Consider the following 19,681-nt stretch of genomic DNA (forward strand, 5'->3'; position numbering starts at 1 on the left):
CACAGAAGATAAGGAACACGCAATGTCTGGAATCAAGTATCAGTTTGGCGCCATCGCCGGTGCCGCCGCCGACATCAACTCCACCTCGGGCCGCATCAACGGGCTCCTCGGTGACCTCAAATCCACCCTGCAGCCGATGGTATCGACGTGGGAGGGAGATTCCGCTGCCGCATATAACGCGGCGCAGGCGAAATGGGACAAGGCAGCCGCCGAGCTCAACACGGTGCTAGCGACCATCTCCACCACGGTTTCCCAGGGCAATGACAATATGAGCGACGTCAACCGTCGCGCTGCCGCTAGCTGGGGCTAAACCACTCCTACTGTGAGTCTTGAGCTGGGTGTGCGGACACTTTCTGCCTGACCATTCACCACCATGAGCAGTGAGCGGGAGGGGGGAAGACGCGGAGGCTAGGGGAGTGGCGCAGAGAATGGAAGGGCTGGACGCGCCACCTTGACCCACACCACCCTCCGCCCACTCAGTAAAAGGCGCCGGTATCGCTTCTCATCAACGTTTCTGTCTCGAACCCCCACCCCGAATTAGCTGGGATGGAGGCGTTGGTGAGGGGCGATATCGGCGTTTTGGGTTTTTGATCCGCTGCGTACTAAAGTGAAACACCTATGTGTCCGCACCTCGTTGAACGTTGGTGCGCGCGTGCTGCAGGTCTCCACCGGCCGCTGTATGTACCGCGTAGGGGCTTACATAGCGATGGCCGGCAGTTCCGAGACAGACTTTCAAGGAGTCATTTTGTCTACTTTCCACCCGAAGAGCGGTGACATCACCCGCAAGTGGTACGTCATCGACGCTACCGACGTGGTTCTGGGCAAGCTCGCTTCCACCGTGGCTGACATGCTGCGCGGCAAGCACAAGCCCCAGTACGCACCGAACGTTGATTGCGGCGACCACATCATCATCCTGAATGCGGACAAGATCCACATTTCCTCCAACAAGCGCGAGCGCGAGATGCGCTACCGCCACTCCGGTTACCCGGGCGGCCTGAAGTCCATGACCCTTGGTCAGTCCCTGGACGCCAACCCGGTCCGCGTTATCGAGGAAGCTGTAAAGGGCATGATGCCGCACAACAAGCTTTCCAACGCCTCCATCAAGAAGCTGCACGTTTTCGTGGGCGAGGAGCACCCGTACGCCGGCCAGAAGCCGGAAACCTTTGAGTTTAAGCAGGTGGCACAGTAATGACCGAGCAGAACATCGACAACAATGTAGCCGACGCTGCCGACATCGCTGCAGCAACCGCCGCTACCGAGGAGTTCACCAACACCATCGGTGATTCCCTGGCAACCGATACCGAGGCTGAGGTTGAGACCGCTGCCCCGGCTATCCACGAGGGCCCGATCCAGACCGTTGGTCGCCGTAAGCGCGCCATCGCTCGTGTTCGCCTCGTTGCTGGTTCCGGCAACATCTCCGTCAACGGCCGCGCCTTTGACGAGTACTTCCCGAACAAGCTGCACCAGCAGGACATCCTGCTGCCGCTGACCATCCTCGAGCGCGAGGGTCAGTTCGACATCAAGGTCACCGTCAACGGTGGTGGCCCGACCGGTCAGGCAGGCGCCCTGCGCCTGGCTATCGCCCGCGCACTGAACATCTACAACCCGGCTGACCGCCAGGCCCTGAAGAAGGCTGGCCTGCTCACCCGTGATGCTCGTGCCGTGGAGCGCAAGAAGGCTGGTCTGCACAAGGCACGTCGTGCCCCGCAGTACTCCAAGCGTTAATCTTCGCTTACTGCATTTTCCGAAAGCCGCTGCTTCCCTTTCGTGGAGGTGGCGGCTTTCGCCGTGTATGGCAGGGGTGGGGCGAGTTTCCTGCTATGTTGCGGGGTATAACCAAGCCCCAAAGGTGGACCGATCTGCGCCACACAACGGGGAGCGGGCATAATGAACAACTATGACTCGACTTTTTGGAACCGATGGAGTTCGCGGCCTCGCGAACAAGAAGCTCACACCGATTCTTGCGCTGCGCTTGGGCCAGGCGGCAGCGGAAGTTCTTACTTCAGACCGTGAATCTTATGAGCGTCGCCCGCTCGCGATTATCGGGCGCGACCCGCGTGTGTCGGGTGAGATGCTGGATGCGGCGATTGCCTCGGGTCTGGCATCGCGAGGCGTTGACGTCGTGCGCGTCGGCGTGCTGCCTACCCCGGCAATCGCGTTCCTTACCGATGACTTTGGGGCAGATCTCGGCGTGATGATCTCCGCTTCCCATAACCCGATGCCAGACAATGGCATCAAGTTCTTCTCCGCGGGCGGCAAGAAGTTGCCGGATGAGGTGGAAGACCGCATCCAGGCTGCTATGGACAATCTCACTGAAGATGGCCCGACTGCGACCAAGATTGGTCGTATTATTTCGGAGGCTCCGGATGGTCGCGAGCGCTACCTGAAGCACTTGGCTGAGGTTGTTACCACGGATCTGAACGGCATCAAGGTTGTCGTCGACACTGCAAATGGTGCGGCTTCCAAGGTTGCACCGCAGGCCTATGAGGCTGCGGGTGCTGAGGTTATCGCCATCCATAACAAGCCGAATGCTTTCAACATCAACGAGGACTGCGGTTCTACGCACATTGAGAAGACACAGGAGGCCGTCGTCGAGCACGGCGCCGATCTGGGCCTCGCACACGATGGTGACGCTGACCGCTGCCTAGCCGTGGATGCCGAAGGCAACGTCGTTGACGGTGACCAGATCATGGCGATCCTCGCCGTGGGTATGAAGGAAGAAAACGATCTCCGCTTCAACACCCTGGTGGCCACCGTGATGTCGAACCTGGGCCTGAAGCTGGCCATGCAGGAGCAGGGCATCGAGGTCAAGGAAACCGCCGTGGGTGACCGCTACGTGCTGGAAGAGCTCAATCGCGGTGACTTCTCTCTGGGCGGTGAGCAGTCCGGCCACGTGGTGTTGCCGGATGATTGCACCACTGGTGATGGCACGCTGACCGGTTTGTCCATCATGGCGCGCATGGCCAAGTCCGGGAAGACCCTCAAGGAGCTGGCCTCCGTGATGACGGTGCTGCCGCAGGTGCTCATTAACGTTCCGGTGTCCGACAAGGCTGTCATCCTTAACGCCCCTGAGGTTAAGGAAGCTATCGCTGCTGCCGAGGCAGAGCTCGGTGATACGGGCCGCGTTCTGCTGCGCCCGTCCGGCACGGAGGAGCTCTTCCGCGTCATGGTGGAGGCTGCTGAAAAGGAGCAGGCGCGCAAGGTCGCAGGCAAGCTTGCGGCCGTCGTTGCTGCAGTGTAGCTCTACTCATTCCACCACAACCCCAGGCTGCTGGCCTGGGGTTTCGTGTTTTGTGGGGTGGTGTGGGAACCAAAGGGGATGTTGCTCAGTCCAATAAAAGCAGGAATCACTGTTTGTTGTGGACGAGAAGGAGGGCACATATGCCCGACGTATTTTTTGATGAGGATGAAGCCACGCGGCTTCTCGACGCCGTCGTGGACCAAACCCGTGCCCAAAGTGACGCGCACCGCGGGGATAGACCGAATTTTCCCCAATCCTCCGCGGGGCGTGATTTCGGCGGGCACGGCGCACAGATTCAGGCCCTGTTGAACCGGCTCCATGAACGCGGTGCGTGGCGGTTAGAGAACATATCGGCCACAGCGGATGCCGCGCGCGAACAACTGCGTGCTTTCGGGGACGTGGACCGCGGCCTCGCCGGGCAACTCGGTGACCAGGAAGCAGGGGTGAATTGATGTCCACGATGGTCAAGTCACTCTTGGGTGATTATTCACAAGCGGTGTCCCAGTTCCAGGCGGCAAGCCAAGGAGGCTATTCCGGGCCCAGCACGCCTATTGGCTTGTTGGGGGACATGGTGGGGTCGGTCGATGGGATTAACCCAGGCGACTTGGTTACGAACACTGCGTCGGCGATGGGTGCTCGCCGCCCAGGGCGCGGTGGTAACGGGTTGCGGGAATTCCTTCTCGGTACGGTTCTATCGCTGGCCGGGGGAGCGATCATGGATCATTTGCGCGGCGTACAAGACGATTTCGACAAGGAAAGGGACGAAGCCGGTGATTTGGTGGAATCCGCGCAGCAGTGTTCGGATGCCATCGAAGACGTCGTTGATGTTTCTGATTCCGCGGTGGCAGAGCTTATCTCTGCTGTGATTCCACTGATTAACATCTTGACCATGCTGTTGCAGCGGCACCCTCTGGGAAAGGTCATCATCCCGGTGATATCGCGCATTGGTGGGGAGCTTATCGATCAGACGAATGACACCATCACGCAAACGTGCCGGGACCGCGATACCGCCATTGAGAATTGCTATGACGAGTTTGAACGGCGCTGCACCGAGGTGTGCGAGCGGGAGCTGCCGGAAACCCCGCCAGAGCCCGAATGCGGCTGTGAGGAGAAGCGGAAAGAGTGCCCGCAACCTGAGCCTGAACCTTGTGCACCGGCCCAGCCGTCACCAGCTCCGGCCCCGTCCACACCGTCTCAGCCCACACAGCCAGCTCAGCCTTCGGCGCCAGCTGCACCGCAGCAACCTGTAGAGCCGAAACCAGAAACACCGGTGGCACCACCAGAAAAGCCGGAGCCCACCCAGCCCGCCACGGTGCCTGAAAAAGACTGCCCACCGGTTGAAGAGAAGCCACAGCCTGCGCCGCCGACTGAGCCGAGCCATGTGCCGACTGAGCCCGCTTCAACGGCACCAGAAGAGGAGCACACACCGTGCCGCTGCACAGAAGAGAAAGCGGCACACACCTGTGACTGCGGTGAGCATCAGCGAGAACTAGGAACCACGAAGCCCGCTGATGCAGGAGTTGACGTTCCCATCGAGCCTGTGCCGCAGGAGGTGGTGGACTGCCCAGAGGACGAGGAGCCGGTGGCTGAGGAGGCCAAGTGTCCTGAAGAGTCGTTAGAAAGCGATGATTGCGAAGAGCCAGAGCAGCCACCCGGTGCGGAAGCAGGTGAGTGCAAGCCTGAAGAAGCCTGCTGTGGAAGCTTAGGCCTGCTTGGCGTGGGCGTTGCCATTCTGGGGCTGGGTCTGTTGGCTGAGGCAGCTATGGACTTCGTGGAGAATCTGCCGGAGCCGGAGCCCGTACCGGAGCCTGTACCCGAGCCAGAACCGCAGCCAGAGCCCGAACCCTGCCCACCGCCTGCACCAGAGCCTGCTCCTGACAACGGTGTTACGCCGCCGCCTCCGGAGCTGAACAACGTTCCTGAGCCAGAGGCACCGCCAGAGAAACTTGCGCACATGCAGGCAGCGGAGGCACCGGCGCCGCAGCCAGCCCCGGCGCCAGCACCTGCACCTGAGCCAGTACCAGGTCCGGCCGCTGGGGCTGAGGCCACGCCAGAAATGCCCCCGCAAGAAAGTTCAGAAACCTCCTCCGTACACGCACGAAAGGCAGGGCAGTGGTAATGCCGCACAATGATTTTGATGAGTTCGCGCGCGGATTCCGCGAGCGCACAGCCGCACGGCTGCTGGAATTTGAGAAAGCCATGGCTAAAGCACAGGACGAATTGGAAAAGTCTGCGCAGCGTGCCGCCCAAGCCCAATCGCCTACAGAGGCGCAGCGGCGGAACCCTGCTTCTAGGGGCGGAGCGCACAGCCAAAGCCAAAGGCAGGGGCGAGGCCGCCCGCGCGGCCAAGTGCAATCAGTGCTCAGGCGCGGGTGACACGGAAACCGGGAAACTCCTCAGTGCGCCAGCAGCCCCAGGTGTTACTGTGGCGTGAGTAGCCACTGCACGTATCAACCAAGGTTTGGGGGAAGACCACATGACAATTCCTTGGGTTTATGACGTCTTGTGGGGAGTTCTTCCCATGCTGTACCTCTTGGTGGCTTTTGTCGTGCTTGGCATTGAGATTAAATGCGACAGAGATATGGCCCACATAAAGCTGTGGACGGCCGCGCAGCTGCTTCTCCCAGGAATTGGCCTTATCGCCTGGCTTCTCCTTGAAGTTCCCCGCTTAAAAAGACTAAAGCAGGACGAATAAACGATCGTCCTGCTTTAGTCGGAGCACACGTGCGCCTTGCGGTGCTAGCTCGTCGAAACCTTTCCCGTCGCTAGAAACCCGCGTGCTTGGTGAGGTCCTCGCCGAGGAAGCTCTCGACGCCCTTGGCGGAGGCGTCGGCAGCCGCAAAGGCGTCATACTTGGACTCACCAGCCAGGGTGGACAGCAAGAAGCCGGTGACTAGGCCGCGGGCTGTCTCAACGGCGGATCCTTGAAAGAAGCCGGAACCAAGCGCCAACTTGAAGAGTTTATCCTCGCTGAAACCGGACTGCGTGCCCTTAGCAATCTCACGGTAGGCCACCGGGCCGCCCCAGGCGTTGGCTAGCTTCGCGGGATTACCGGCGCGGAAGATATCATCCTGGCCTGCGCCGATAACAAGGCCGCGGGCCTTAACAGCGTGGGCGGCCTGAACTGCAGAGGGGGAAGTATCGGCGGGGTAGAGGGCAGCGACGGCGCGGACCTTTGGGTTATCCACGGCGGCCAAGGTGGCTATGCCGCCGCCCATGCCGTGTCCAAAGACACCCAGTTTGGAGGGGGACACCGAAATCTTTCCGGCACCCAACCGGACACCAGCGGCAATCTGCAAAGCCGATTCGAGGTCGGCAGCCAAGTTGCGGTGCTTGGCAAAGACGCCTGTTTCTGTATCGGGAGCAACCACTACGATGCCCCAGCTGGCCAAGTGGCGCAGGGTGGCGTGGTAGTCCTTAACGCTTTTCGTCCAGTCGTGGGCAAATGCCACGGCAGGCAGACCTTTACCCTCAGCTGGGGTGTAGACCTTGCCTTCCAGCCCTGCATAGGACAGGTCCCCGACGAGAACGCGGTGCGGGCCGCGCTTGGACAACGTACCGAGATGCTTCTTCAAATTCGCAGACACGCTTTACAGAATAGAGCAAAGAGTAGGTAAAGCGGTGGACACTATAAGGCAGTGGGGGGAGAATTAAACGCGATCCTTGAGATTCGGCATGATAAATCATGCTGTAAAATTTTTTCCCATGTGTGGAATCGTTGGATACATTGGCCGAAATACCGATGGCCGTGAGTACTTTGCGTTAGACGTTGTGTTGGAGGGCCTGCGCCGACTGGAGTATCGCGGCTATGACTCAGCAGGCGTCGCAATGTACGCCGATGGTGAGATCGGCTGGCGCAAGAAGGCCGGAAAGGTCGCTGCGCTGGAAGCCGAAATCGCTGCGCGTCCACTGAAGGATTCCGTCCTGGGCATCGGCCACACCCGCTGGGCTACTCACGGTGGCCCGACCGATCTGAACGCCCACCCGCACGTGGTGGATGGCGGCAAGCTCGCCGTCGTGCACAACGGCATCATCGAGAACTTTGCTGAGCTTAAAAGCGAGCTGGAGGGCAAGGGACATAACTTCGTCTCCGAGACCGACACCGAGGTAGCCGCCACCCTTCTGGCAGATGTGTTCCACAACGAAGCCGGCGGTGACCTCACCAAGGCTATGCAGCTGACCGGCAAGCGTCTGGAAGGTGCGTTCACCCTCTTGGCTATTCACGCCGAGCAGGCGGATCGCATCGTGGCTGCACGCCGCGATTCGCCGCTGGTCATCGGCCTGGGTGAGGGGGAGAACTTCCTGGGCTCGGACGTCTCCGGCTTCATCGACTACACCAAGTCTGCCGTGGAGATGGACAACGACCAGGTCGTGACCATCACCGCGGATGACATCGAAATCACTGACTATGAGGGCAACCCCGCCCAGGGCAAGCCTTTCGAGATCAAGTGGGATGCCGCTGCTGCTGAAAAGGGCGGCTTTAACTCCTTCATGGAGAAGGAAATCCACGACCAGCCAGCAGCCGTGCGCGATACCCTGCTGGGCCGCCTCGATGAGACCGGCAACCTGATCCTCGATGAGATCCGCATCGAGGAGTCGGTGCTCAAGTCCATCGACAAGATCATCGTCATCGCCTGCGGCACCGCCGCCTACGCCGGCCACGTCGCGCGCTACGCCATCGAGCACTGGTGCCGCATCCCGTGTGAGGTGGAACTGGCTCACGAATTCCGCTACCGCGATCCGATCGTCAACGAAAAGACCCTGGTCGTGGCCCTGTCCCAGTCGGGCGAGACCATGGATACCCTCATGGCAGTACGCCACGCCCGCCAGCAGGGCGCCAAGGTGATTGCTATCTGCAACACCCAGGGCTCCTCCATTCCGCGCGAGTCTGACGCCGCCCTCTACACCCACGCCGGCCCGGAGATCGCCGTGGCCTCCACCAAGGCCTTCCTGGCGCAGATCACCGCGACCTACCTGCTGGGCCTCTACCTGGCGCGCCTGCGCGGCAACATGTTCTCCGATGAGGTCAACTCGGTCCTCGAAGACCTGCGTGGCATGCCGGAAAAGGTCCAGGCAATCATCGACAACGAGCAGCAGGTCTACGACCTAGCCAACGCTATGGAGAACGCCAAGTCGGTGCTCTTCCTGGGCCGCCACGTCGGCTTCCCCGTCGCGCTGGAGGGCGCGCTCAAGCTCAAGGAGATTGCCTACCTGCACGCGGAGGGCTTCGCCGCCGGTGAGCTCAAGCACGGCCCCATCGCGCTCATCGAGGAAGGGCAGCCGGTCTTCGTCATCGTGCCTTCCCCGCGTGGCCGCGATTCCCTGCATGCCAAGGTTGTCTCCAATATCCAGGAGATCCGCGCCCGTGGTGCTATCACCATCGTCATCGCGGAAGAGGGCGACGAGGCAGTCGAGGCCTACGCCAACCACATCATCCGCATCCCGCAGGCGCCGACGCTGATGCAGCCGTTGCTGGCTACCGTTCCGCTGCAGATTTTCGCCTGCGGTGTAGCCACCGCCAAGGGCTATGACGTGGACCAGCCGCGCAATCTGGCGAAGTCCGTGACCGTCGAATAGCGCTGAGCCCTCAAGTGGCACAATGGTGGGTATGTTAAAAACCACCGTTGACCTCAACGCTATTGCCCACAATGTTGCTCGCGTGAAGGAGGCGGTGGCTCCGGCCCGCCTCATGTGCGTGGTCAAGGCGGATGCCTATGGCCACGGCATCGAGCGCTGCGCACCGGTCATGGCGAAGGCTGGGGCAGACGCCTTCGGGGTGGCCACCTTGGCCGAGGCTGTCGCACTGCGGAAGGTCATTGACACCCTCCCCATCGCTGCTTGGCTGTGGGAGCCAACAGAGGACATCGCCCCGGCCCTCGCCGCTGGTATCCAGATCGGTATCCCTTCGCTGGCGCACGCCCAAGCACTCATTGCTGCTGAGACTCCCACCGAAGTCTTCGTGATGGTGGAGACGGGGATGCACCGATCGGGCGTCGACAAGCATGCGTGGGAGGAGACCTTCCGCCTGCTTGCCGACGCCCCCCACATCACCGTCCTCGGCCTCATGTCCCACTTCGCCTGCGCTGATGAGCCGGCGCACCCGCACAATGATCATCAGGAATCTGAGTTCCGCCAGGCCCTAACGCTTGCCCGTGAGGTGGGGCTGGAGTGCCCGCTGAACCACCTGGCTAACTCGCCCGCGGCCTTGACTCGCCCCTCGGCGCGTTTTGAACAGGTGCGCGTCGGTGTGGCCCTGTATGGGCTCGAACCGGTCGCCGGGCGCGACCATGGGCTGGAACCCGCCATGACGTGGGAGGCTTCCGTCGTCGCAGTGAAGCCGATTTCGGCGGGGGAGTCCACGTGTTATGGCCTGACCTGGACCGCGGATAGCGACCGCGAGCTCGCCACCGTCAGCGTGGGCTATGCCGATGGCCTACCGCGCGCCTTTCAGGGGGCGCTGCAGGTAGGCATTGGTGGTGAGCTCTACCCGCAGGTGGGGCGCGTCTGCATGGACCAGATCGTCGTCGACCTCGGCGCGAACCCTCACGGCGTGCGCGCCGGAGACACTGCCGTTATCTTCGGGCGCGGCGGTATGAGCGCTACAGAATTAGCCGAGACAGCCGGGACCATCAACTATGAAGTGGTGTGCCGCCCCACCGGGCGCACCGAGCGTACATACCGCGAAGGAGCTAGCGATGCGCAGTGATTTTCCACACGAAGGACGCCGTGAGGCCGCCACGCCAGAGGATGCCCAGGCATTTGGTGAAGAGCTAGGCGCGGCGCTGGAAGCAGGAGACCTGGTTATCCTCGACGGCCCCTTAGGTGCCGGGAAAACCACCTTTACGCAGGGCATTGCCCGCGGGATGCAGGTGAAGGGGCGGGTGACCTCACCGACCTTCGTCATCGCCCGCGAGCACCCTTCCCGCGTGGGCGGGCCGACGTTGGTGCACGTGGATGCCTACCGCCTCCTCGACCATTCTGAGGATCCGTTGGGGGAGCTGGACAGCCTAGACTTGGACACCGAAATAGAGGACGCCGTGGTCGTTGCCGAGTGGGGTGGGGGCTTCATGGAGCGCCTGTCTGATGCGTACCTCGCTATCACAATTAACCGCGACTCGGACGATGATGTCCGCGTATTTACATGGAAATGGGTGAATTAACGTGCTGGCTTTTCTTGCTGAACAGCCCTTGCTGACGCTCTTTCTCATCATGGCGGTGGGACTGGCCGTGGGCAAGATCAATGTCTTCGGCATCTCGCTCGGCGCCGCGGCTGCGATGTTCGTGGCCTTGGGCTTGTCCGCAGCGAACCCGGACATCGTGGTCCCGGCGTTCGTGTACCAATTTGGCCTGGCCATCTTCGTTTACGTCATCGGCCTGAACTTCGGCCGTAGCTTCTTCGAAGATTTCCGCCGGCGCGGCTGGAAGATGTCCATGGTGGTCATCGTCTTCTTCTTCATTCTGGCGGGGCTGACAACCCTGGCGATGCGCCTCTTTGATCTGGACCCCGCGATCAGCGTGGGTACCCTTGCAGGTTCGCTGAGCTCGACGCCGGGTATGGCAGCGGTCGTCGAGGCGCTGGGCGGCGATAGCACCCCGGTGGTGGGTTATTCGCTGGCCTACCCAGGCTGCATTATCGGCACCATTCTGGTGGCCGCCATTGGTGCGAAAGTCCTGCGTGTGAACCACGTTGAGGACGCCCGCGCCGAGGGCATGATTGCGGAGCCACTGGAGTGGCGGGCGGTGCGCCTGACCCGCGACTTTGACGCAACGGTAGGTCAGCTGCAGGAGGTGACTGGCGAGCGCGTCATCGCTACCCGCCACGTCAACAATCCCCACAACCACAACCTGGCCTACCCGGAGCTGCCGCTGCGCGCCGGCATGGAGCTTTTGCTCAACGGCACGGCCCCAGCGCTGGATAGCGCGATTTCCCAATTGGGTGAGGAGATCCACCTCAACCTCCACGAGGAAGATGGCCTGGTCTACCGCCGCCTGACCGTGTCCAGCCCACGTGTTGCGGGCTATCAGCTCAAGGACTTGGACACTGTGAAGGAAGGCTTCCTTATCGCGCGCGTGCGCCGCGGTGACTCGGACGTTGTACCGAACGAGGAAACCGTCCTGCATTATTCGGACCGCGTGCGCGTTATCACCGCGCCGGGCAGGCTTGACGACGTCCGCCGTTTCCTCGGCGACTCCGAAGCCAAACTCGGCAACGTTGATCTCTTCCCCTTTGCCCTCGGTCTCTTCATTGGTCTGCTCTTCGGCGCTATCCCGATTCCGTTGCCGGGCGGCACGACGCTCTCCTTCGGCTTCGGTGGCGGTCCGATCGTCATTGGCCTCATCTTGGGCGCGCTGGGCCGCTCGGGCCCGATTAACTGGCAGCTTCCTTTCCACGCCAAGCAGACAATCTCCACGCTGGGCTTGACCTTGTTCTTGGCGGGCGTGGGTACGTCGGCAGGCGGCCAGTTCCGTGATGCGCTGTCGGATCCGACCTCCCTGAAGTACATCGGTGTGGGCATGGTGCTGTCGCTGGTCTCCGCCATCGGCATCGTCGCGGTATCCATGCTGGTGCTGCGCCTGAAGTTTGATGAGTCGATGGGCATCGCCGCGGGTATGACCACGAACCCGGCGATCATGGCCTACCTCAACCCCCAGACCGGTACTCAGCTGGCAGAGCGCGGCTATGCCACCGTGTATCCCACGACGATGATCGGCAAGATTCTCATGTGCCAGGTCTTGGCCTTGATTATTGTTTGATAGTCGTCGCGTAGGATATCCCCGTACTGTTTATTCCCGCTATCCCCGCGTGAGGAGCTAACACCACCTTTATGAACAAGCTTGGTCAATTCATCACCACTGTCGTTATCGGCGGCTTCGCCGTATTCCTTGCCGCGCTCATCGTGCTGCCGATGGTCCGGACGGCGGACGCGGAGTCGAAGGAGCCCTCAACCGTTGCTCAGTCCCTGAGCGCCTACCCGAAGAATCTGGACTTCGCTATGTTCATCCCGCAGGATGTGTACGGCCCAGAGTGGAGTGCGGCCGCAGCCGTCTGCCCGGGTATCACCGAAGAGCAGCTCAAGGAGCGCGGAGTGGAGACGGGAAACCTGAATATCGACTTCGTCGATGGGGCTGTGCCTGATGACGTGAACTACATGCTGCTGGTCTCGCAGTACAACGAATTCAAGGCGGAGAAGCTGCCGCGCGCGAAGGTGGACCTCTGTGATGGTTTCCTGCAGCAGCTGAAGACACCGGAAGCTGCTAGCCAGAATATCCCGCCGCTGTTGCCGTTCCAGCAGGGACAGCCGCTGCAGTTTATGCGCGATACCCCGGAATACGTGGAGAAATTGGGGAAGAACAACCCTGACTACGTTGAGACCGACTGGCACCTCGCAGGCTAATGAAGGTTCTCGCACTCGATACCGCCACCACGGATCTGGTCACGGGCATCGTTGATACCGACACCGGGGAGAGCATCGACCGTGTTATCAGCGGTACGCGCGCCCACAACGAGCAGCTCATCCCTACTATCGAAGAGCTGCTTGCCGACGCCTCCCTGACCTACCCAGATCTCTCCGCCATCGTCGTGGGCATGGGGCCCGGGCCGTTTACCGGTCTGCGTGTGGGCATGGCTACCGCTTCTGCCTTGGGAGTGGCCCTTGACCTGCCGGTACATGGTGTGTGCACTCTGGACGCCATCGCGCACGGCCGCGCGGGGGAGTGGTTGGTGGCCATCGACGCCCGCCGCAAAGAGGTCTACTGGGCCACCTTTGCCGATGGGGAGCGTCGCAGCGGCCCAAACGTATCGAAGCCGGAAACCCTTGATCTGAGCGCCGCCGGACTCGCGAGCCCGGAAAGCGTGCGCCTAGTGTTCCCCGAGTCTATTGCCCCGCGTTTGCCGGAGGGCATCGCTGACCTTCCCCGTGAGTGGGCTACCCCGCGCGCAGCGGGTTTGGTTGCCTGCGCCGATCTGTCCGCTGAACCTGAGCCGCTTGTCCCGCTCTACCTTCGCCGTCCCGATGCCGTGGAACCACAGGCCAAGCCGCGCTCGGCTGCCTTGGTCGGCGGCATCGAGGACACAGCGGCATCATGAGGCTGCGGCCATTAGCGTCCGCGGACGCGCCGCGCTGTGCCGAGTTAGAGAAGGTCCTTTTCCCCGGCGAAAGCCCATGGCCGGCGCGAGCCTTCGAGCAGGAAATCGCGGCGGGCCACACCACGTACTGGGCGGTTGACGCAAGCGTCAACCGCGTGGGCCACAACGACAACCACGCGGAAGTTCTCGGCTACGCCGGCGTGGGCCGCATGGGCCCCGCTGCTTGGCCGGAGTACGAAATCCGCACCATCGGCGTCGACCCCGCGGCCCAACGGCAGGGCATCGCGCGGCTGATGATGGACGCCATCGTCGAACGTGCAGATTCCCACGACGCGCCCATCTTCCTCGAAGTGCGCGTAGGCAACGATCCGGCCATCCGCCTCTACGAGGCCTATGATTTTGTCATCAACGGCCTGCGCCGCAATTACTATCAACCCTCCGGTGCGGACGCCCACACCATGTATCGACCACGAAAGAGTGAAAGATGTTAATCCTCGGCATCGAGTCCTCCTGCGACGAAACCGGCGTGGGCATCATCGAGCTGTCTGATAACGGCCACATGGAGATCCGCGCCGACGTCGTCGCCTCCTCCATGGAGCAGCACGCGCGCTTCGGCGGCGTGGTTCCGGAGATTGCCTCCCGCGCCCACCTCGAGGCCATGCCACAGGTGATGAAGGCGGCGTTGGAGGAAGCGGGCGTCGAGAAGCCAGATGCGGTGGCCGCCACCGTGGGCCCGGGCCTAGCCGGCGCGCTCCTCGTCGGAGCGTCGGCAGCCAAGGCTTTTGCTTCCGCGTGGGGCGTGCCCTTCTACGGCGTCAACCACCTCGGCGGTCACGTCGCGGTGGCGAACCTGGAGGGCGAGGAGCTGCCGCATTCGGTGGCACTGCTCGTCTCCGGCGGCCATACGCAGCTGCTCGAGGTGGAAGCCGTGGGCAAACCCATGAAGGAGTTGGGCACCACGCTTGACGACGCCGCCGGCGAAGCCTACGACAAAGTCTCCCGTCTGCTGGGCTTGGGGTATCCGGGAGGGCCGATCATCGATAAGCTGGCTGCCCAAGGAAAGCCCACCATCGACCTGCCGCGGGGTTTGTCCAAGGCTGAGGACCTGCGCGGGCCCAACCGCCACAATTTCTCTTTCTCAGGGCTCAAGACTGCGGTGGCGCGCCACGTGGAAAAGGCCGAGCGAGAAGGCTCGACTGTTCAGGTTGAGGACCTGTGTGCTTCCTTCCAGGAAGCGGTGGCAGATGTGCTGACTGCCAAAGCTGTGCGCGCCTGCCAGGACACAGGCGCCAAGGTGCTGCTGCTCGGCGGCGGAGTGGCAGCGAATTCGCGGCTGCGCGCACTTGCGGCAAAGCGCTGCGAGTCTGCGGGCATTGAGTTGCGTGTGCCGCGCTTCAAGCTATGCACCGACAACGGCGTGATGATTGCGGCGGTGGCCGCCCAGCTCATTCACGAAGGCGCCGAGCCTTCCGGCCTGGCATGCGGGACGGATACGCAGCTTGAGGTGGAAGTCCCCCTCGTCGCCGCTGCGCGCTAGAAGATTCGTACCGCGCTCTGTGTCGTCGAGATTGAGGACGCCGGTCACGGCCGCGCTCTAGCGGAGGCGTACTTGGGGGTGCGCTCTAGCGGATGCGCAACCCCCAGGGTGCCGGTAGTGTGATGACCGATAATCGTCCGGCTCACACACAAGGAGCTCACACCGTTATGACCACTGGATTCCTCGTTAACCCTGATCTGTCCCGCCGCATCATCGAGTTTGAGCTCGAACAGGCAAATCAATTCCTCGGTGGTACCACCGAGGATCGCGTTTCCGTGGCCTTCCAGGATGATGGCCAGACCTACGCGGCGTTGTTTAACCCGAACGCGAAGGCTGACGACGCTGACCCGAACCCGGTGGCCTCCTTAGCCCGCAACGCTGCGGCTACCGGCAACTCCGCTTTCCTGCAGGACCCAATCCGCTCCATCTGCGGACCGGTCATCTTTGTCGCTGCCGACGGTGACGATAAGAACATCGACGAAGTCGTGGAAGCCGTGGAGCACGGCATCCGCGCGGTGAAGAACTACCGCGAGGACAACCCGGAGGAGTACCAGCTGTGGCGCGCGGCTGTGCTGAACTCCCACCGGCAGGTCTAATTCCAGCCTTTGTTTGTAGGGCCTGAGCGCTTTTCTAGCGCTCGGTGTGCCGCAGCCATGTCAATACGGCCTTCACCCGTCGGTTGGAGTCCTCGGGTCGAAACCCGAGTTTTATAAATACATTGGAGACGTGCTTGCTTACTGCTCCGGAGGTAAGGACGAGCGCGTCCTCAATGTCTTTATTGCTCAATCCTTGGGCCATAAGCCCCAGTACCTCCCGCTCGCGAGCGGTGAGCCGGGCTAAACCAGTGTGCCTTGCGGAAAGCAGCGCCGTGACCACCTCTGGGTCCACCACGGTGCCGCCGCGGGCGACATCGTTAAGCGTGCGCACGAATTCTTCAACATCAGAAACGCGCTCCTTGAGTAGGTACCCGAATCCGCCGTGCTCCAGGAGGCGGTCGAGATAGCTTGCCGCTACGTATTGGCTGAGCACCACTACGGGTTGGGCGGGGTTGGCTGCCCGCAGATCATGCACGGCTTGAAGCCCGTCATCGGTCATCGTGGGCGGCATACGCACATCGCTGATAATGAGGTCGAAGTCTTCCTGCCCTGCGATGGCGCGCAGTGCTTCGGCATCTGTGACTGCCGTTACGCTATAGCCTAACGCACTGAGTAGTTGCTCCAGCCCCGCGCGCAGGAGCGCGGAATCTTCTGCGAGTAGTAGCTTCATTTCGCCTCCTTCAGCGGTAGTTTGACCAGCAGCTGGCCGCCGCCTTCACCCGTAGCATTGGCGCTAGCAGCATCAAAGGTCACCGTGCCGCCGAGTGCAGCAGCACGCTCGCGCAGCCCGGCGAGGCCCGTGCCCGAACCCACAGCTGCACTCTCACCGTCCAGCTCTTTGTCCGTGGGTCCCGTGCCATTATCTACGATTTCTAGGCGCAGCATATCCCTAAAAGCGACCGTTACCGCGGCTTCGGTGGCTGCGCCGTGCTTAGAGGCGTTTGTGAGCGCCTCGGCGACTGCATGGTAGGCCAGCAGTGCTGTGGTCTCGTCAATCGAGCTCTCAGCGCCCTCTACACGAAGTGTGGTCTCAAGCCCGGAATGGGCGAGTAACTCGTCGAGGGCGGGGATAAGTCCGTCATCGAAAAGCACCTGCGGCGCAATGCCACGCACTGTCGCCCGCAATGAAGCCAGGGCCAAAGAGGCATTATGTTCTGCGTCAGTCAAGGCCTGCTGTGCTTGGGACGGGGCTTGTCGTTTTGCCGCGGCCAAGTTGAGCTTGAGCGCGGTGAGGTACTGCTGCGGACCATCGTGCAGTTCGCGTTCGATGCGGCGGCGCTCGCCGGAGAAGGCATCAATGAGTGTGGCACGCGAGGCTGCCAATTCCTCAGCCGAAGGACTCAATGCCAGCCGCGTTAGCGTGGTCGACGCCAAGACCAAGAGGCGGTTGAGGCCTACCAATAGAGCCGCCAGCATTGCCGCGGCCAGCCAGCAGGTGAAGAAAATCAGCGGACGGTTGGAGGTGGACCACTCGCCAACGGAGAACTCAGCCTTAGGCACGAATGGCGCTATCACTAGCACACCCGCTGTGAAACCCAGGGCCGTCCACGCGGTAAAACACGCAGCTGAAATCAATAACTGCAACACGAGGTGATAGAACTGCTGCCAATCAAACCATCGATCTGCGCGCCGGGGTGGAATTTCCACGCCCATCCACTTTGCGCCCAACCGGCCGACAAACTCCGTGGCGCGACCCACCAACGGGATCCACGGCAGCATCAACACCGAAATCACCAAGGTTGGGATACACAGCACGCCGAGGAGGAGGCTCCACGCACAGGCTTTGAGGGTTCGCATAGTCTTCGACCCTATCCGCCATGCCGGTGGAAGGGCAGTGGAGTTAGCTCCACCATTTTCCGGGTAGCCCGCTCCATGTCATTGCGTTGCGTGGCCGAGTGGAATCAGAGGCATGTTAAAAGCAGAAAACCTTAGTAAGCGCTACGGCCGCCGCACCGTGCTCAATCGCGTCAGTGTGTCCATCGCCCCAGGTGAATTCGTGGCCATCATGGGGTCGTCCGGAAGCGGCAAAACCACGCTCCTGAACCTGCTATCCGGGCTAGATAAGCCCACGTCCGGCCAAGTCAACGCGCCGGGGCGCAAGCAGCGTGCATTTGTATTTCAGGACTACAACCTGCTGGAATCCCTCAACGCGCAGCGCAATGCTACCTTGACGGCGCGTTTTTCCGGACGGCGCCCTACACGCGGCCGGGTGGCAGAGGTCTTCGACTCGCTCGGTCTCGCTGGATTGGAGAGTCGCCTGCCCGCGCAGCTGTCTGGTGGGCAGCAGCAACGCGTGGCCGTCGCCCGGGCATTGCTGGCCCAAGCGCCCTATATCTTCGCTGACGAGCCTACGGGCGCGCTTGACGACGCCACCGCTTCCACCGTCCTATCCCACCTTCGCGCCGTCGCCCGCGATGGAGCCAGCGTGATCATGGTGACTCACTCGCACCTTGCCGCCGAGGCGGCCGACCGGGTCATTTCCTTGGAGGAGGCGGCCCATGTTGGTGTGGCTTAAGGACTTACAGTCCAATTGGCTATCGTGGCTGGCCGTAGCGTTGACCTTGGTGGTGTCTTCCACCTCGTGCACCCTAGCGCTAGCCATGCTGGTCGGTTCCTCCGGAGCCGAAGAAAACCCCGCTGGGCCTCTGGGCGGCACGGTGCTGGCAATGTCACTGTGCGTGGTGGTGCTGGTGACGCTGTCTCAGATGCGCCTTATTATCGCCGAGCGTGAACCGGTCTATCGTTCTTGGCGCATGGTGGGCATGCCGAGATGGATGATCCTGTTTTTCATTCTGGGCCAAGTCGCGGTGGTCAGCGCGGCCGCCGGATTACTCGGTGTGCTGCCGGCCCGTCCACTGCTCGCACCGTGTGTGCGTGCCCTGCGCAGTGACGGCATCCCCATGCCAGATATTGCCATAACCGGCCAGGTTGTTGTCATTGCGGTAGCCGTCTGCATGTCCGCGGCCCTAGTTGGCGCGCTCCCTCCACTGCGCCGAGTCTTTCGCCCGCGCGCCACCGCACACCCGGTGTGGCTCATGGTGAAATTCCTGCTCGCATCCGCGGCCATCGGCGGCACGGTTTACGGGTGCCTGCACATCGATGACCCCGGCGACCTCCTGTCGGCCGAGATGGGCTTGGTCATCCTCGTCGCGCTCTTCTTACCCTGGCTTATGCCTGCCCTGGATCAATGGACCCGCGCGGCCGGCATCGCTGGGGCCAACGTGCGCGTGCGCCGGTCCTTTTCCACCCCGCACATCGTGCCGTGGGTGCTCGTCGGTGGCTTTATCGTCGCCGTCGGCTCGGGTCTGCGCTTTGGGAACGACGCAGGCGCCGGCGGTACCTTGTCCTCCTGGCAAGTCTTCGTCGCCCTTTTAGGGCCTGTCTTTGCCCCTAGCATCGTGGGCGCCGTGCTTACCTCGCTGCTGATGCACGGCCGCATCGCAGCCGATATTCGTGGCCTTACCTTGGCAGGTGCTGCCCCTTTGGCTTGGATGCGCGTGCAAGTAGGGGAGGCGGCTTGCCTCGCCTTGACTGCGGCTGGCGTGGTCTGTGCGCTGTGCTTGGCGACGCTCCTCCCACTCCACCGCCTCCTTACCCCACAAGACGCACTCGGTCGGACAATCCTGGAGGAGCTATGGTGGCCGTCCTTCGCCGTAATATTCGGCGCAATGTTTATCGCCCTGGGCGCCGTCAAGCTGGCGCTGGCCGGCTTTGTACACGCACGAGCGGCGTCGTTCGCGGAGGGCGAACGGGTTAGCGGCCCACAACGTTGAGGGCTAGCAGTCGCGCGGGTAGAGTGCTAGGCAGGTTGTTTTGACCCACAGTTGTTCACCCGCGACGACGGCTGTGCTGGGCTACCCACAACCGGCACACGCACGTCCACGTGGACGTGCACTAGGAACACTTTGGAGGAAATCATCATGGCAAACATCAAGCCGCTGGAGGACAAGGTCCTCGTCCAGATCGTTGAAGCTGAGACCACCACCGCGTCCGGTCTGGTTATCCCGGACTCCGCGAAGGAGAAGCCGCAGGAGGCCACCGTCGTAGCCGTCGGCCCGGGCCGCACCAACGACAAGGGCGAGGTTGTCCCGGTCGGCGTCAACGAGGGCGACACCGTCATCTTCTCCAAGTACGGCGGCACCGAGCTGAAGTACGACGGCCAGGAGTACCTCCTGCTGTCCGCTCGCGACCTGCTCGCTGTCATCGAGAAGTAAAAGTAG

Annotated in this window: 22 protein-coding genes; 19 read left to right on the plus strand and 3 right to left on the minus strand. The window is 62.0% G+C overall.

Annotation, left to right across the window (positions count from 1 at the left end; all coding sequences use genetic code 11):
• Positions 1–22 precede the first annotated feature (22 nt).
• The 7 genes from HMPREF2996_RS05585 (at position 23) to HMPREF2996_RS05620 (ending at position 5,936) form a co-directional block, all read left to right on the plus strand.
• Entirely contained in the window at positions 23–310 is a 288-nt protein-coding gene (locus HMPREF2996_RS05585) for a WXG100 family type VII secretion target (RefSeq protein ID WP_010189507.1), read from the plus strand.
• Between the two features lie 435 nt (positions 311–745).
• Positions 746–1,189, plus strand: a complete 444-nt coding sequence (gene rplM / locus HMPREF2996_RS05590; RefSeq protein WP_010189505.1) for a 50S ribosomal protein L13 — start codon at positions 746–748, stop codon at positions 1,187–1,189.
• The gene (rpsI, locus tag HMPREF2996_RS05595; protein ID WP_070644433.1) at positions 1,189–1,725 is read left to right on the plus strand and encodes a 30S ribosomal protein S9; all 537 of its coding nucleotides are present in this window, start codon (positions 1,189–1,191) and stop codon (positions 1,723–1,725) included. Before rplM ends, rpsI begins: the two co-directional genes overlap by 1 nt.
• Positions 1,726–1,897: 172 nt before the next feature.
• Positions 1,898–3,241: a phosphoglucosamine mutase gene (gene glmM / locus HMPREF2996_RS05600; RefSeq protein ID WP_070730460.1), complete on the plus strand. Its 1,344-nt coding sequence runs from the start codon at positions 1,898–1,900 to the stop codon at positions 3,239–3,241.
• Between the two features lie 140 nt (positions 3,242–3,381).
• Positions 3,382–3,693 (plus strand): hypothetical protein, encoded by a 312-nt coding sequence (locus tag HMPREF2996_RS05605; protein ID WP_070446536.1) that lies wholly within the window; start codon positions 3,382–3,384, stop codon positions 3,691–3,693.
• Complete coding sequence (locus HMPREF2996_RS05610; RefSeq protein ID WP_070730463.1) at positions 3,693–5,360, plus strand: zinc metalloprotease; 1,668 nt, start codon at positions 3,693–3,695, stop codon at positions 5,358–5,360. The genes HMPREF2996_RS05605 and HMPREF2996_RS05610 overlap by 1 nt, the downstream gene beginning before the upstream one ends.
• A 357-nt stretch (positions 5,361–5,717) precedes the next feature.
• Positions 5,718–5,936: a hypothetical protein gene (locus HMPREF2996_RS05620; protein ID WP_070730467.1), complete on the plus strand. Its 219-nt coding sequence runs from the start codon at positions 5,718–5,720 to the stop codon at positions 5,934–5,936.
• A gap of 70 nt (positions 5,937–6,006) precedes the next feature.
• Here the strand turns inward: HMPREF2996_RS05620 and HMPREF2996_RS05625 are convergent, their stop codons facing one another.
• A complete protein-coding gene (locus HMPREF2996_RS05625; protein WP_070730469.1) occupies positions 6,007–6,828 on the minus strand; it encodes a dienelactone hydrolase family protein in 822 nt (273 codons plus the stop codon).
• A gap of 118 nt (positions 6,829–6,946) precedes the next feature.
• On the opposite strand from HMPREF2996_RS05625, the gene glmS reads away from it, so the two are divergent.
• From glmS to HMPREF2996_RS05670, 9 genes are all read left to right on the plus strand, one after another.
• A complete protein-coding gene (gene glmS / locus HMPREF2996_RS05630; protein ID WP_070730471.1) occupies positions 6,947–8,818 on the plus strand; it encodes a glutamine--fructose-6-phosphate transaminase (isomerizing) in 1,872 nt (623 codons plus the stop codon).
• Between the two features lie 31 nt (positions 8,819–8,849).
• Positions 8,850–9,947: an alanine racemase gene (gene alr / locus HMPREF2996_RS05635; RefSeq protein ID WP_210398898.1), complete on the plus strand. Its 1,098-nt coding sequence runs from the start codon at positions 8,850–8,852 to the stop codon at positions 9,945–9,947.
• Complete coding sequence (gene tsaE, locus HMPREF2996_RS05640; protein ID WP_070730473.1) at positions 9,937–10,401, plus strand: tRNA (adenosine(37)-N6)-threonylcarbamoyltransferase complex ATPase subunit type 1 TsaE; 465 nt, start codon at positions 9,937–9,939, stop codon at positions 10,399–10,401. Before alr ends, tsaE begins: the two co-directional genes overlap by 11 nt.
• Before the next feature lies 1 nt (position 10,402).
• Complete coding sequence (locus tag HMPREF2996_RS05645) at positions 10,403–11,995, plus strand: aspartate:alanine exchanger family transporter (RefSeq protein ID WP_070730475.1); 1,593 nt, start codon at positions 10,403–10,405, stop codon at positions 11,993–11,995.
• A 71-nt stretch (positions 11,996–12,066) separates the two neighbouring features.
• Positions 12,067–12,636: a hypothetical protein gene (locus HMPREF2996_RS05650; RefSeq protein WP_070717533.1), complete on the plus strand. Its 570-nt coding sequence runs from the start codon at positions 12,067–12,069 to the stop codon at positions 12,634–12,636.
• Entirely contained in the window at positions 12,636–13,328 is a 693-nt protein-coding gene (gene tsaB, locus HMPREF2996_RS05655; RefSeq protein ID WP_070730477.1) for a tRNA (adenosine(37)-N6)-threonylcarbamoyltransferase complex dimerization subunit type 1 TsaB, read from the plus strand. The genes HMPREF2996_RS05650 and tsaB overlap by 1 nt, the downstream gene beginning before the upstream one ends.
• Positions 13,325–13,819: a ribosomal protein S18-alanine N-acetyltransferase gene (gene rimI / locus HMPREF2996_RS05660; RefSeq protein WP_070644423.1), complete on the plus strand. Its 495-nt coding sequence runs from the start codon at positions 13,325–13,327 to the stop codon at positions 13,817–13,819. Before tsaB ends, rimI begins: the two co-directional genes overlap by 4 nt.
• Positions 13,813–14,865, plus strand: coding sequence for a tRNA (adenosine(37)-N6)-threonylcarbamoyltransferase complex transferase subunit TsaD (gene tsaD / locus HMPREF2996_RS05665; protein WP_070644422.1), 1,053 nt, complete (start codon positions 13,813–13,815; stop codon positions 14,863–14,865). The genes rimI and tsaD overlap by 7 nt, the downstream gene beginning before the upstream one ends.
• Before the next feature lie 167 nt (positions 14,866–15,032).
• Positions 15,033–15,461: a hypothetical protein gene (locus HMPREF2996_RS05670; RefSeq protein WP_070446512.1), complete on the plus strand. Its 429-nt coding sequence runs from the start codon at positions 15,033–15,035 to the stop codon at positions 15,459–15,461.
• Positions 15,462–15,495: 34 nt separating this feature from the next.
• On the opposite strand, the gene HMPREF2996_RS05675 is transcribed toward HMPREF2996_RS05670, so the two are convergent.
• Complete coding sequence (locus tag HMPREF2996_RS05675; protein ID WP_070446510.1) at positions 15,496–16,131, minus strand: response regulator transcription factor; 636 nt, start codon at positions 16,129–16,131, stop codon at positions 15,496–15,498.
• On the minus strand, positions 16,128–17,258 hold the full coding sequence (locus tag HMPREF2996_RS05680) for a sensor histidine kinase (RefSeq protein ID WP_070446508.1): 1,131 nt from the start codon (positions 17,256–17,258) through the stop codon (positions 16,128–16,130). Before HMPREF2996_RS05680 ends, HMPREF2996_RS05675 begins: the two co-directional genes overlap by 4 nt.
• Positions 17,259–17,370: 112 nt before the next feature.
• On the opposite strand from HMPREF2996_RS05680, the gene HMPREF2996_RS05685 reads away from it, so the two are divergent.
• The 3 genes from HMPREF2996_RS05685 to groES all read left to right on the plus strand — a co-directional run bounded on the left by HMPREF2996_RS05685 (position 17,371) and on the right by groES (position 19,675).
• Positions 17,371–17,976 carry an ABC transporter ATP-binding protein gene (locus tag HMPREF2996_RS05685; protein WP_070446505.1) on the plus strand — a complete coding sequence of 202 codons (606 nt, stop codon included), beginning with the start codon at positions 17,371–17,373 and terminating at the stop codon, positions 17,974–17,976.
• Positions 17,960–19,234: an FtsX-like permease family protein gene (locus HMPREF2996_RS05690; RefSeq protein WP_070730479.1), complete on the plus strand. Its 1,275-nt coding sequence runs from the start codon at positions 17,960–17,962 to the stop codon at positions 19,232–19,234. Before HMPREF2996_RS05685 ends, HMPREF2996_RS05690 begins: the two co-directional genes overlap by 17 nt.
• A 141-nt stretch (positions 19,235–19,375) precedes the next feature.
• The gene (groES, locus tag HMPREF2996_RS05695) at positions 19,376–19,675 is read left to right on the plus strand and encodes a co-chaperone GroES (RefSeq protein WP_167595557.1); all 300 of its coding nucleotides are present in this window, start codon (positions 19,376–19,378) and stop codon (positions 19,673–19,675) included.
• Positions 19,676–19,681: the final 6 nt, after the last annotated feature.

Origin of the sequence: Corynebacterium sp. HMSC066C02 (assembly GCF_001814945.1) — a bacterium.
GTDB classification, from domain to species: Bacteria; Actinomycetota; Actinomycetes; order Mycobacteriales; family Mycobacteriaceae; genus Corynebacterium; species Corynebacterium aurimucosum.